Annotated in this window: 9 protein-coding genes; 4 read left to right on the top strand and 5 right to left on the bottom strand. The window is 69.8% G+C overall.

What is annotated here, in order from left to right:
• Nucleotides 1–89: 89 nt before the first annotated feature.
• Both rpsA and ACQPYZ_RS15195 read right to left on the bottom strand, forming a co-directional pair.
• Entirely contained in the window at nucleotides 90–1,568 is a 1,479-nt protein-coding gene (gene rpsA / locus ACQPYZ_RS15200; protein WP_433168610.1) for a 30S ribosomal protein S1, read from the bottom strand.
• A gap of 259 nt (nucleotides 1,569–1,827) precedes the next feature.
• Nucleotides 1,828–2,715: a phosphotransferase family protein gene (locus tag ACQPYZ_RS15195; RefSeq protein WP_433168608.1), complete on the bottom strand. Its 888-nt coding sequence runs from the start codon at nucleotides 2,713–2,715 to the stop codon at nucleotides 1,828–1,830.
• Nucleotides 2,716–2,798: 83 nt separating this feature from the next.
• On the opposite strand from ACQPYZ_RS15195, the gene ACQPYZ_RS15190 reads away from it, so the two are divergent.
• Together ACQPYZ_RS15190 and ACQPYZ_RS15185 are read left to right on the top strand one after the other, a co-directional pair.
• Nucleotides 2,799–3,551, top strand: a complete 753-nt coding sequence (locus ACQPYZ_RS15190) for a MerR family transcriptional regulator (protein ID WP_433168605.1) — start codon at nucleotides 2,799–2,801, stop codon at nucleotides 3,549–3,551.
• Between the two features lie 9 nt (nucleotides 3,552–3,560).
• On the top strand, nucleotides 3,561–4,352 hold the full coding sequence (locus ACQPYZ_RS15185; RefSeq protein WP_433168603.1) for a class I SAM-dependent methyltransferase: 792 nt from the start codon (nucleotides 3,561–3,563) through the stop codon (nucleotides 4,350–4,352).
• Here ACQPYZ_RS15185 and ACQPYZ_RS15180 read toward each other — a convergent pair.
• Nucleotides 4,311–5,414, bottom strand: a complete 1,104-nt coding sequence (locus ACQPYZ_RS15180) for a DUF3068 domain-containing protein (protein WP_433168601.1) — start codon at nucleotides 5,412–5,414, stop codon at nucleotides 4,311–4,313. The two genes, ACQPYZ_RS15185 and ACQPYZ_RS15180, sit on opposite strands and share 42 nt — an antisense overlap.
• A 111-nt stretch (nucleotides 5,415–5,525) precedes the next feature.
• On the opposite strand from ACQPYZ_RS15180, the gene ACQPYZ_RS15175 reads away from it, so the two are divergent.
• Together ACQPYZ_RS15175 and ACQPYZ_RS15170 are read left to right on the top strand one after the other, a co-directional pair.
• Complete coding sequence (locus tag ACQPYZ_RS15175; RefSeq protein ID WP_433168599.1) at nucleotides 5,526–7,292, top strand: hypothetical protein; 1,767 nt, start codon at nucleotides 5,526–5,528, stop codon at nucleotides 7,290–7,292.
• On the top strand, nucleotides 7,289–8,512 hold the full coding sequence (locus ACQPYZ_RS15170) for an acyltransferase family protein (protein WP_433168597.1): 1,224 nt from the start codon (nucleotides 7,289–7,291) through the stop codon (nucleotides 8,510–8,512). Before ACQPYZ_RS15175 ends, ACQPYZ_RS15170 begins: the two co-directional genes overlap by 4 nt.
• Here the strand turns inward: ACQPYZ_RS15170 and ACQPYZ_RS15165 are convergent.
• Both ACQPYZ_RS15165 and ACQPYZ_RS15160 read right to left on the bottom strand, forming a co-directional pair.
• Entirely contained in the window at nucleotides 8,401–12,474 is a 4,074-nt protein-coding gene (locus ACQPYZ_RS15165; protein ID WP_433168595.1) for an alpha-(1->3)-arabinofuranosyltransferase, read from the bottom strand. The genes ACQPYZ_RS15170 and ACQPYZ_RS15165 overlap by 112 nt on opposite strands.
• Nucleotides 12,471–13,217 (bottom strand): methyltransferase domain-containing protein, encoded by a 747-nt coding sequence (locus tag ACQPYZ_RS15160; protein ID WP_433168593.1) that lies wholly within the window; start codon nucleotides 13,215–13,217, stop codon nucleotides 12,471–12,473. The genes ACQPYZ_RS15165 and ACQPYZ_RS15160 overlap by 4 nt, the downstream gene beginning before the upstream one ends.
• Nucleotides 13,218–13,309 lie beyond the last annotated feature (92 nt).

The raw sequence follows: 13,309 nt of genomic DNA, 5'->3' as shown, positions 1-13,309 counted from the left end.
GGTGGAGGTGGAGTGGGGAGCACAGGTGGGGACGTGCGAGACCCCCGCGCCCGGTGGGGTGCGGGGGTCTCGGGTTGTTGCGGGGTGGGTCAGCCCTGGCCGGTGAGCTTTTCGCGGAGGGCCTGCAGGGCCTCGTCGGAAGCGAGCGCGCCCTCGACGGGAGCGTCGTCCTTCGGGGCCGCCGCGGAGGAGTACGTCGACGCCTCGCCGGCCTCGACGTCCGCCGTCTTGGCGTCCTCGATCTGCTTCTTGTGAGCCTCCCAGCGCGCGTGGGCCTCGGCGTACTGCCGCTCCCACTCCTCACGCTGCTTGTCGAAGCCCTCGAGCCACTCGCCGGTCTCCGGGTCGAAGCCCTCCGGGTAGACGTAGTTGCCCTGGTCGTCGTACGTCGCCGCCATGCCGTAGAGCGTGGGGTCGAAGTCGTCCGAGACCGGGTCGACACCCTCGTTGGCCTGCTTCAGCGACAGCGAGATCCGGCGCCGCTCCAGGTCGATGTCGATGATCTTGACCATGACGTCGTCGTTGACCTGGACGACCTGCTCCGGGATCTCGACGTGCCGCTCGGCCAGCTCGGAGATGTGCACCAGACCCTCGATGCCCTCCTCCACGCGGACGAACGCACCGAACGGAACCAGCTTGGTGACCTTGCCGGGCACGATCTGGCCCATCTGGTGGGTCCGGGCGAACTGCTGCCACGGGTCTTCCTGGGTCGCCTTCAGCGACAGCGAGACGCGCTCGCGGTCCATGTCGACGTCCAGCACCTCGACGGTGACTTCCTGGCCGACCTCGACGACCTCGGTCGGGTGGTCGATGTGCTTCCAGGACAGCTCCGACACGTGCACCAGGCCGTCGACGCCGCCGAGGTCCACGAACGCACCGAAGTTGACGATCGAGGAGACGACACCCTTGCGGATCTGGCCCTTCTGCAGCTGGGTGAGGAAGTTCATCCGCACCTCGGACTGCGTCTGCTCCAGCCACGCCCGGCGGGACAGGACCACGTTGTTGCGGTTCTTGTCCAGCTCGATGATCTTGGCCTCGATCTCCTGGCCGACGTACGGCTGGAGGTCGCGGACCCGGCGCATCTCGACGAGCGAGGCCGGCAGGAAGCCACGGAGGCCGATGTCGAGGATGAGACCACCCTTGACAACCTCGATGACGGTGCCGGTGACGACGCCGTCCTCTTCCTTGATCTTCTCGATCGTGCCCCAGGCCTTCTCGTACTGGGCGCGCTTCTTCGAGAGGATCAGACGGCCTTCCTTGTCCTCCTTCTGGAGAACCAGGGCCTCGACGTGGTCGCCGACGTTGACGACCTCGTTCGGGTCGACGTCGTGCTTGATCGACAGCTCGCGCGAGGGGATGACGCCTTCGGTCTTGTAACCGATGTCGAGCAGGACCTCGTCCCGGTCGACCTTGACGATGGTGCCCTCGACGATGTCGCCGTCGTTGAAGTACTTGATGGTCTGATCGATCGCCGCGAGGAAGTCTTCCTCCGACCCGATGTCATTGACCGCTACCTGCGGGGTGTTGCGCACTGCGGGGTCGAGAGGTGCCTCGATGCTGGCCGTCATGTGGTGGGTTGCTCCGTGGACTGGTGGTGTCGTGCGGTTGCGTCATGAACCGTTGGATCGCACCAAACCGCTGGATTGCCTGAAGACGACAGATTCACCACCGACTGCTGCGAGCACGAGCCTGCTCCGTCCGAGGTCGCGCGGGCCCATAGCGCACATCACAGGGTACCGGTCTTGACGAAGGCAGCACAACCTGGGGCACCCGGCCACGAAGCCGACGGCCGGCCGCCCGCCGAGGTCTCCCGACGTGCCACTGATCTCAATGTACGACGTCCGGCGACGGCCTGCCGCCGGCGAGCGTTCCGGTGTCCGACATCCGGGAGACCAGGTCGTGCGCGGCGACCGCGATCTCGTGCGCCGGCGACCGCCCGGCCAGGTCGAGCAGCGCCCACAGATCCGCCGCCCGGCCGAGATCCACCAAGCGCTCCCCCAGATCCATCCGGCGCAGCACGCCCAGCGCCGCGCCGGCCAGCACCGGGTCGGTGGAGAAGCGGAGAAGGTTTCCCAGATCGGCGTACGGCGACCCGGCGTGCGCGAACTCCCAGTCGATCAACCCGGTGATCCGGGCGGTCGCCGGATCGACGAGCAGGTTCTTCGGATTGAAGTCGCTGTGCACGAGACACACGCGGTCGACGCCGTCCTCGGCCAGCACGTCCTCGGCCTCCGCGATCACGCCGGCGAACCGCTCCCGCTGCCGTTCGTCGAACCCGAGGTCGAGACCGTCCGCGTAGCTCTCGAGGTCGCCGAGACCGAACGGCTCGATCGTCAGGTCGCCGTCGCGGAACATCCCCGCGGTCAGGAACGGCATCCCGCTCAGCCGCGCGAGCAACTCACCCAGCTGCTCACCGATCCGCCGGCGGTCCTCCTCCCCCGCCGACTCCAGGAAGACCTGCAGGTTCGTTCCCGGGAGTCGCTCGGTGAGCACGAACGGCGGATCCTCGGCCGAGCCCTCGCGCTTCACGTCCAGGATCCGCGGCACCGGCAGCAGCCCGCGGACGAGCCGCAGCAGCGCAGCGTCGACCTCCGCCCGCCCCGGGTCCTTGACGTACAGCTTGAGGACGGCGTCCTCACCCGCGGCGCTGACGGCGTACGTCTGGCCGCCGTACCCGCCCGTCAGCGGCACCGCACTGGCCGCGAAATCAGTCATGCGGGTGATCCTGCCAAATACATTTGAAGTTGACGTAGCGGCAACATCTACGGTCGTGCTCGTCGACGGGAAGGAGCAGCACGATGGCGTGGTCGATCGCGGAGGTGGCCCGGGCGTCCGGCGTCACCTCGCGCACCCTGCGGCACTACCACGCGATCGGACTGCTCGAGCCGGCCCGCACTGCACCCAACGGGCGGCGGTACTACGAGCAGGAGCAACTGCTGCGGTTGCAGCAGATCCTCCTGCTGCGGGACCTCGGGCTGAGCCTGGACGTGGTGGCCGACGTCATCGCGCACCGGAGCAGCCACGACACGATCGAGGTGCTCGCCCGGCACAAGGACTGGCTGCTGCGCGAGCAGCTGCGCCTCGGCCAGCTGGTCCGGACCGTCGACACGACCATCGAGAACCTGAGGAAAGGAGGAGAGATGTCACCGGAGAAGGTCTTCGAAGGATTCGAGCACAACCCGTACGAGGCCGAGGCCCGCGAGCGCTGGGGTGACGAGGCCGTCGACGTGAGCTACCGGCGGATGCAGGGCTGGACCGACGCGGACGCCGAGAAGGCGCGGACCGGCTACACCCGCGTGCACGAGGGGCTGGCCACACTCAAGGCGGACGGAGTCGACGTGACCGAGCTGAGCGTGCAGGAGCTGATCCAGCTGCACTACGAGGTCACGTGCCTTTTCTGGACGCCGACGCGCGAGGCGTACAAGGGGCTCGGTCAGATGTACGTCGACGACGAGCGCTTCCGGCAGAACGTCGGCGGCGGGGACGACTCGCTGGTCGAGTACCTGCGGGACGCGATGACCGTGTACGCCGACAACCGGCTGGACGCGTAACCTGACCGGGTGGCCGAGCCGCGCAGGGTCGAACTGACCGAATCGCAGACCTCACGAGCCAGCCGCACCTACTGGGACTCGGCCGCGACGGAGTACTTCGCGGAGCACGGTGAGTTCCTCGGTGACGACCGGTTCGTCTGGTGCCCGGAAGGGGTCGACGAGGAGCAGGCCCGGTTGCTCGGCCCGGTGCGGAACAAGCGGATCCTCGAGGTCGGCTGCGGCGGCGCCCAGTGCTCACGCTGGCTGGTGGGCCAGGGCGCCGACGTGGTCGCCTTCGACATCTCGGTCGAGCAGCTCCGGATCGCGCGGGAGCTCGACGCCCTGACCGGCACCGCCGTCCGGACGGTCGCCGCCGACGCCACCGCCCTCCCCTACCGGGACGCCACCTTCGACATCGTCTGCTCGGCGTTCGGCGCGCTGCCGTTCGTGGCTGATGCGGAGACCGCGCTGGACGAGATCGCGCGAACCCTCAAGCCTGGTGGGCTCCTGGTGTTCTCGGTCACCCACCCGTTCCGGTGGACGATGCCGGACGACCCGTCGCCGTCCGGCCTGCGCATCACCCACTCCTACTTCGACCGCACGCCGTACGTCGAGGTCGACGACTCCGGTACGCCGGTCTACGCCGAGCACCACCGGACGACCGGCGACTGGATCCGCGCCCTCACCGCAGCTGGCTTCGTCGTCGACGACCTGCTGGAGCCGGAGTGGCCGGCCGGTCACGACCTCGTCTGGGGCGGCTGGGGCCCGGACCGCGGGCAGCTAGTCCCCGGCACCGCCATCTGGTCGGCCCACCGGCGCTGACCGCGGCCGCAGCTGGAAGAAGGCAACCACCGCGAACAGCAGCAGGCCGAGGATCAACGCGACGAGCGGAACCCAGAAGCCGATCAGGTGCAGCTGGGCCGCCTTCGACTGGTAGCCGCCCTCGGCGACACCGTTCTCGGTCGCGCCCTTCACGTTCTTCGTCACGGTCGCGTCGTCGTACGCGATCGTCACCTGGGTCGCGACCAGCTTGTCCTCGCCGTTGTAGGCGATGGTGGCGTTCTGCTGCTCCTGGCCCTTGATGATCGCGCCGGTGACCGGCTCGATCCACAGGGTCCGGGTGTTCTTGTACGTGCGCTGCACCTCGACCGAGTCCCGGCCCGGCTCGCCGACCAGGTTGCCGGGCACGAGCAGCGGCTTGGCCAGCGGCACGTCCGACCTCGGGACCTCCTGCTCGAAGACGTACACCTTGAGGCCCTGCTGGTCGTCCTCACCCTTGTAGTGGATCGGGAAGGCCTTGCGCAGGGTCGAGTCCCAGAACTGGTACGTCTTCTTCTCGGTGCCGAACGGGAACTTCAGCACCAGGCCCTCGTGGCCCTTGAACAACGGGCTGTTCTGGTCGGGCTTGAGCCGGTCGGCCTTCTCCAGCGTGGTCGCGATGTACTCGCCGCTGTTGTCGTCACCCGACGGGTTCCAGCGCACGGCCTCGCCGGTGTGCGCGTCGAGCACGACCCGCTCCTGGACGAAGCTCAGCGGCATCTCGTCGGTCTTCGACGCGTCGTCGGGGAACTGGTAGTTCTTCGAGTCGTCGGTGACGACGGCGGTGTCGAACACCACGACCTTGCGGTCGAGCGCCTTGCTGATCTTCTCGGCCGCGGCCACGTCACCGCGGACGGTCCGGCGCGACTCCAGCTCGACGCCGCCCTTCTCCTTGAGCTCGGCGATGCTGAAGATGGTGGCGTGCTGGCCGGCCGACACCGTGTGCGCGATCTGGTCCGCCGGCGCCACCGCCAGCGTCGGATACGCGTAGAACCTGGCCAGCGCCGCGACGCCGACGAAGAACACCCCGAGCCCGATCATCAGTGCCCGACTGCGATTCCCCACAACTACCCCTCCCGGTCTGTCCGCGGGACGCTACCAGCGGGTAGCCACCCTTGAGAAGACGCCAGGGTCAACAAATTCGCCGGTGTCCGAACTGTCATATAGTCGCGCCGCATGAGGGGGATCTCCGGGCTGCCGAGCGCGCCGCAGTCGTCGGTGCTGCAGGCCGTCGTGGTGGCCGTCGCGGTCGTCCAGGCGGCCGTGCTCGGGCTGCTCGCACGGCGAGGCTCGTGGCTCACCGACGACCTCAGCTTCCTCGTGCAGGGCGGACGCGGATTCGCACCGTCCGAGTTGCTCACGCCGGTCAACGACCACATCGCGCCCGGCCTCCGTTTCGTCTACGCCGTCTTCGCCGAGGTCGCGCCGCTGAACCACGACGTCACCGTCGCCTGGCGGGTGCTGATGCAGGCCGTCGCGATCGTCCTGATGGGCCGGCTGCTCCTGCGCCTCCTCGGCCCGACCTGGTGGGTGGTGGCCGGCACGCTGTTCTACGCGCTCACCCCGCTGAGCATGCCGTCGTTCATGTCGCTGTCCAGCGGGGTGAACAACCTGCCGGCTCACATCTTCGGCCTGCTGTTGCTGCACGCAACCATCGACTGGTACGACGGCCGTCGCCGCCGGGCCCTCGCCTGCGGCCCGCTCTCGCTGCTCGTCTCCCTGGCCTGCTGGGAGAAGTCCGCCCTGATCCTGGTCACGGCCGTCGCCCTCGCGCTCTATCTCCGCGACCAGCCCGTCCGCGTGTGGCTGCGCCGTACCTGGATGTTCGCGGCGGCTCTGGCGGTCGCGGTCGTTGCCTTTGGCATCCTGTACCTGACCAACGGCGACCCGTCGAGCGGCCGGCTGCCGGTGGGTGAGCTGGGCGGGCTGCTCGCGCGTGGCTTCCGGGTGCCGTTGGCCGCGCTGGCCGGCGGGCCGTGGACGTGGGACGCCTCGGACTACGGCTTCAGCTTCGCCTCGGCCGGCGCTGGGGAAATCGTGGTCGGTGCGGTCGTGGCCGGTGTGCTCCTGCTGGCCGCCTGGCGGCGGGACCGGCGTGCCTTGCTGCTGTGGGGTTCGGTCGTCGTCTACGTGCTGGTCACCGTGCTGCTCGTGTCGTACGGCCGGTTCTCGCTCTTCGGGATCGTGTTCACCGTGCACTACCACTACTGGTCGGATCTCTCGATCCCGTTGACGTTGGCCGTCGTACTGTCGGCTCGGACACTGCGGATGCGACTGGCCGTGCCGGTGGCCGCGGTGACCGGGCTCGTGGCGGCCACCGTCGTGTCCGACGCCGGGTTCGCCAGGGAGTGGGCGAAGAACCCGGCCAAGGCGTACTTCGCCAACGTCACCGCCGGCCTGGACGAGGCCGGGCCGACCGTGAACCTGTGGGACACGAGGATGCCGCCACCGATCGCCACCGCCCTGATGGACGACCCCCGGTTGTCGCCGGTACTGCGGACCGCCCGGATCCCCTTCCGGCTGCAGGAACCGGGGAGCGAGCCGTTGCTCGTCGACGACAGCGGGAAGCTCCGGCCCGCGCAGTTCGCGGTGTGGTCGCGCGGCGAGCCGGCGTCCCGCAGCAACGCGTTCTGCAACCTGCTGCTGCACGGCACCGAGCCGCTCACTGTCCCGCTGGTCCCGACCCAGCTCGGGTCCGCGACCGCCGAGTGGTTCGTCAAGGCGGCGTACTTCTCCAACCGGGAGAACGATGTGTCGGTCGAGCTCGTCGATGCCGACGGCACCGTCGCCGGGCTGCCCGCGTCCAGGGAGTGGCCCGCCGGAGTCGGCAGCATGTACCTCGGCCCGTCGCAGCGGATGACCGCGACCGCGGTTCGGCTACGCTCCTCCGATCCCGCGACGAACCTGTGCGTGGAAAACCTCGAGATCGGATCGCCCCAGTGACGCGGACCAGATTCCCGGCCCTCGACGGGCTGCGTGCGATCGGCGCGCTCGCCGTCCTGACCACGCACGTCGGGTTCCACAGCGGCGCGTCGCTGAACGGTCCGTTCGCCGGCCTGCTCGCGCGGCTCGACGTCGGAGTGGCGATCTTCTTCGCGATCTCCGGTTTCCTGCTGTACCGGCCGCACGTGGTCGCGTGGTTCGAGGGCACCCTGCCGCCACTGACGCTGCCGTACCTGCGCAACCGCGCGCTGCGCATCCTGCCGGCGCTCTGGGTCGCCGTCGTACTCGCCGCGCTCCTCGTCCCGCACAAGGACGACATCACCTGGACGACGTACCTACAGCACGCGACCTTGACCCAGATCTACTTCGACGGGCGAGCCGCGGACGGCCTGACTCAGCTGTGGAGCTTGGCGACCGAGGTCGCGTTCTACCTGCTGCTGCCGGTGCTGGCGAAGCTGCTGACCGGGTACGAGCGTCCGACCCGGCGCAGTGTGCGCTGGCGGCTCGCCGTACTGGGTGCCTTCATGCTGCTCGGTCCCGTCTGGATGGCCGGCGCCAACGCGACTGAGCACGCCCGCGCTGGTCTCTGGCTGCCGGGGTACGTCGGCTGGTTCGCGGTCGGCATGGGGTTCGCGCTATGGCAGGTGGCGCGCAGCAGCGGACGGCTCGGTCCGTCGGCACTGGACACGCTGACCAAGATCCCCGGCACAGTCTGGGGCGTCGCGGTCGCGCTGCTCGTGCTCGCCGCGAGCCCGGTGGCCGGTCCGTACAACCTGTCGGCGCCGACGCCGGGCCAGGCGTTCGTGAAATGCCTGCTCTACACGGCGATCGCAGCGTGCGTGCTGTTCCCCGCGCTGTCCCCGACCGCTCGAGCCGCACGCGTTCTCGGCGGCAGGGTCGGCCACGTCGCCGGTGACATCTCGTACGGCGTCTTCGCGTACCACGTGATCGTGCTGAGCGTGGTGGAGCAGGTCACCGACTACACGCTCTTCAGTGGCCGGTTCGCCCTGCTGTTCTTCCCGACGCTGGTCGTGTCCGCGGTTCTCGCGGCGGCCAGCTACTACGGGATGGAGCGACCGATCATGCGACTCGGCCGACGCGACCGCAACTACGACGTCTCACCGGTCGGCCGGGACAACAGCACCAACGCACAGCCGAACAGCACCGAGGCCTGGACGACCCCGGAGGTCAGCCCCGCTCCCCCGTCCGGCCAGGGCTGAACCGCCGCGATCAGGGCGCCGATCCCCACCACTCCGGCAGCGGCGGCGATCACCCGCCGGCCGGACAGCAACCAGGTACACGCCGCCGCGACCGCGACTGACGCCAACCCGATCCAGCCCGACATGAAGGCGCCCGCCACGAGTGCGGCCGCCACGGCCGCCCACCGGCCGACGTAGCGTCCCTCACGCAACCGGTGTCCCGACTGCCTGGGTCTGCGCCGGAAGAACGCCGCCATCGCGATGACCGCAAGCAGGGCGAGCAGACCGACCAGCAAACCCGCTCGGTACACGCGGTCGGGCATGAACCGCGCTGTGACGACCTGCTCGGCTCCTTCGGGCACGATCCAGCCCTGCTGCCAGCCGCCGACCCGGACCGGCGTCAGCTTGCGGCCGCTGCCGTCGTACGCCTCCCAGCCCTCGTTGAAGTTCTGGGCGATCGTCAGCACCGACTGCTCGTCGGCGGCGGGCACCTCGGCCGTCAGCTCGGCAGGGTCCGACCGCCAGACGTCAACGTCCTGCACAGGCGTCTTCGACACGTTGCCGAAGCCGGCCTTCGTCCAGGCCGCTTCGACCGGTACGAACCCGCCACCGGCCAGCACGTCGAGGTTGTGCCGTCCGGCCGGCAGCGCGACCGTGCTGTCCTTCCCGCACGTCGTGAACGTCACCGGCCGCCGCTGCAACAGGTCCCGGATGGTCGCCGTGACCTGAGTGTCGGCGGGTACGCCGTCCACCCGCACACCGGGCCCGAAGCCGCAGAACGCGCCGGTCGGGCCGTCCAGGTCGAGTGCCTTGCGCCGATGGTCCGCTCCCAGCACCCGTACCTCTGCCACGCCGACCGGCGCGTTCCGCGCGATGCCGGTCGCCGAGTCCACGTCGATCAGCGGCCGGGTGCTGGTGAAGTTGAGCTCGATCGTGTGCAGCGTCCGCTCGGCGAACCGGACGTAGCCTTCCGGGTCGACCGTGCTGGCGGCCGGCGGCCCACCGTCGATCCGCAGCGACACCTCGGTCGGCTGCGACGCGGTCAGGTTCGGGTCGGTGAGGAACTGCAGCCCGCTCACCTTCCTTGCCACCGGCAACTTCAAGGTCAGCGTCGGGCGACCGTCGGAGGGATCGGCGACCCAGCCCGTCCCCAGGTCGCGGTCCACCGCCGCCCCAGGCCGGCCCTCCGGCGCGTCGACCGCCCGGGACGAAGCTGTCGCGGTGATGGCGCCCGGAACGGTCAGCAGCTTCTCCAGCGCCGGCCCGTCCTTCGGCAAGGCGGTCCCCTGCAGCTGGTACGACGCACTGGTCGGCAACTTCACGCTGCGCTGGAGTCCGGTGGGTTCCTCGGAATCCTTGGCGACGTTCTGCCGGCACAGCGGGCGCGTGTCCACGTGCAGGCAGGCCGACCGGCCGATCTGCTGGTTCCTGAACACCAGCGCACTCGGCCGGCGGGCCTCGTCCGGCACGGCCAACCGGCTGACCGCGAGCAGTCCCGGCAGGCTGACCTCGGCGATCGACACCCCGTTCGGGTTCTTGCCGTCGGTGATGCCGACGCCGAGCCGCAGGCGTTGCGTCGGGCCGGGCGGCACCGGGATGTTCTGCGGCTCTGTCGAGCCGGTCACGACCGAGGTCAGCGTGCCCGCGTCGGTCTCCACCTGCAGCGTCCGCACCGGCTCGGTGGTCGGCGGCGCCAGCGAGAACTGGACCTTCAGCCCGTCCACCGTCCGCGGCTGCGCGAACCTGAGCTCGAGCCACTCGCCGCTGCTGCGACCGAACGTGCCCGAGATCCACCGACTCGACGGATCACCGTCCACGGCCGCGAACGGCCCGTTGCCTGGACCGGTACGCAGGGTCGCGTTCGCATCGGCTGCCGACGACGACGCCCGTACGTCGACGATGCCGCCGCCCCAGGTCCGCGTCGTACTCGGTGCGGTCGCGTTGACGTCGTACCCGAGGGTGCGGCGGCCTTGCCGGCTTCCCTCCGAGGCGGCGAGGACAGGTGAGTAGTTCTCGGCCGGGCGGCCGACGGCGACCTCTCGCCGCTGCATGCCGTCGGTCTGGATCAGCGGGAGTCCGGTGAGCTTGCCGGCCGCGTCGGCGCTCGTGACCGCCTCGCGGTCGCCACCGAGCGCAGTCAGCGCGGTCGGCACGTCTTCGGCGGCACCGCGGACCTCCACGAGTTGTGACTTCGGGACCAGCCGGGCCGAGCTCGCGTCGCCGACGTCGTAGATCTCCACCGACGGATACGGCAGTCGGGTGCGTCCGTCGAGCGTCACCCCGGGCTGCTCGATGGTGCTGCCGGTCGGCGGTCCGAAGTGCGCGACCCGCTGGAGGCCGGACTCGGCCAGGCTCTCGTGGACTGCCACGGTCGGCGTGACCTGCGCGTCGTACCGCAGGTCGTTGCGCACGACGACGTACCTGACGCCGGCCCGGACGAGTGCCTGCCGCAGCGTCCGGTCACCGACCCCGCTGCCGAGCCGGCGCTCCACCTCGTCCAGCCATCGCGTAGCCCCGGCCGACCCCAGCGGTACGGCGTCCCGCACGGCCATGGGCCGCTTCAGCAGCGCCTGGAACGGCTCGTCCTTCGTCGACCCCCAGGTGAAGTCCGCGAACGACGCCGCCGGTACGACGAGGACGCTGCCGCTCGCGGTCTGGGTGTCGAGCCAGGTCGCGGCCTCACGCCAGTGCGCGGGGATGGCGTCGTACCCCTCGTCCCGGGGCAACTGCCCGAAGACCGCCGGCGTCGCCACCGAAACGACCAGACAGGCGACCAGCACCGGGACGATCCGGCGGTGGAGACCTCGAGCCAACGCCCAGAGCGAGAGCTTGCTCAGGGCATGGGCCGCCGCGAGTGCGAGCGGCAGCCGGACGACGAGCTCGAACTTGTGCGTGTTGCGGAGTGCGGCGAGCGGCCCGTCGAGCAGATCCTGTACCTGCGGTGCCAGCAGCGAGCCTGCCGTTCCCGCGTGGCCGAGCGTCACCAGCAGCAGTCCGACGACGAGTGACAGCTGCAGGAACCCGCGATGCTTCAGGGATCCCATCGCCAGCCCGACCAAGCCCAGCAGCGCAATCGCTGCGGTGGTCAGGATCAGCATCGGCTGCGTGACGTAGAGCCAGCCGGCCGGCCAGCTGGGTCCGTCGGCGCCGGTCAGGAAGTTGAGCCACTGCGACGTACCGCGGAACGACTCGAACACGCTCGCCGTCGCGGTGGTGACGGCAGCGTCCTCGATCCAGTCCAGGAACGGCGGGCTGTAGCGCCCGAGCAGCAGGAGCGGGACGAGCCACCAGACCGATACGGCGACCACGCAGCCCAGCCAGCCGAGGGCGACCTTGACCGTCGTCCGGTCCAGTCGTCGGGTCATCAGCCAGAGTGCGGGGAGTACAAGCGTCGCGCCCGTGGCGACCGCGTTCACTCCCCCGACCAGCGCGAAGGCAACTGCCGACCAGCCGACGCGCCACCAACCCGAGCGAGCCCGTGGGGTCACCAGCGGCAGCAGCACCCACGGCGCCATCGCCATCGGCCATACCTCGATCGAGGTGATCGACACCTCGCCGAGCATGCGCGGACTCAGCGCGTACAGCAGCGCCGCGGCGAACCGCGTCCAGGGCACTCCGAGGTCGAGTGCGTTGCACAGCTTCCAGACACCGAGGAAGGCGACGCAGAGGACGACCGACCACCAGAGGCGTTGGGTCACCCAGTCGGGCACCGACAGTGAGTGCAGCAGCCAGTGGAACGGTCCCATCGGCAGCAGGTAGCCGTACGCCTGGTTCTGCAGCTGGCCGAAGGCTCCCTGCGGGTCCCACAGGTGCAGCGAGCGGGCGAGGAAGCCGCCCGGTCCGGCGGTCAGGTCGAGCTTGGTGTCCGGCACGATCTTGCCCGGTGCCTGGTGGAAGCACAGGGCGATCAGGACCAGGCAGCCGAGCACGAGCCGCGCTCGCCAGACCACCTGTTCCGTGCTGCCTGTCTTCAGCCTCCTCATCGCCGCCGCAGCACCAGCACGAGGTTCCAGGTCAGGACCTCCCGTACGCCGGGAAGCGTGAGGACGCCGTACGCCCAGCGCGGGTGGTACCGCGGGACCGCGGCCACCAGGTCGGCGTCCGGGCTGGAGCGCGCCCAGCGCAGTCCGCCGGCGACGGTGATCGGGAAGAGCGACTCGCCGAAACGGTTCTTCGGCGGGTGGCCCTCGTGTCGCTCGTACCGCCGGGCCGCGCGGTGTCCGCCGAGGTAGTGCCACGGCGCGGTCTCGTGGCCGCCGTGCGGACCCCACCAGCCCGTATACGACAGGAAGACCGTGCCACCCGGCTTGGTGACCCGGACCAGCTCGTCGGCCATCAGCCACGGATCGGGGACGTGTTCCAGCACGTTCGACGAGAAGCAGATGTCGACGGACGCGTCCGCCACCGGCAGTGCCATCCCGCTGCCGAGGACTGTGCCCGGTGCGGGCTCGCCGCGACCACTCAGCTCACCCAGGTCCGAGTCGATCGCGTAGTACGTCGCCCCGGCCTGCCGGAACGCGTCCGCGAAGTAGCCCGGACCACCGCCGACGTCGAGCATCAGCGAGCCGTGCAGGTCGGCGTACTGCTGGACATGGCCGACCGAGTCCGTGGCCAGCGTGCCGTAGAAGAGATCCGGGTCGGTCTGCTCGACCCCGAACGCCCGGAACAGCCGGACGGCACGACCGAGGTCGGCTGTCCACACGCCGTTCGCTGTGGGGTTCGTCATCACGCGCACAGGCGGGACATTAACGGATCTCGCCAGGTCTGGCGGACATCGTTACTCCTTGGTAACGTCCCCGCCCATTACCTCGGGGGAGG

It is taken from the genome of Kribbella sp. CA-247076, from assembly GCF_050942445.1.
Lineage (GTDB): Bacteria > Actinomycetota > Actinomycetes > Propionibacteriales > Kribbellaceae > Kribbella.
This window is presented reverse-complemented; position numbering and strand designations above follow the sequence as displayed.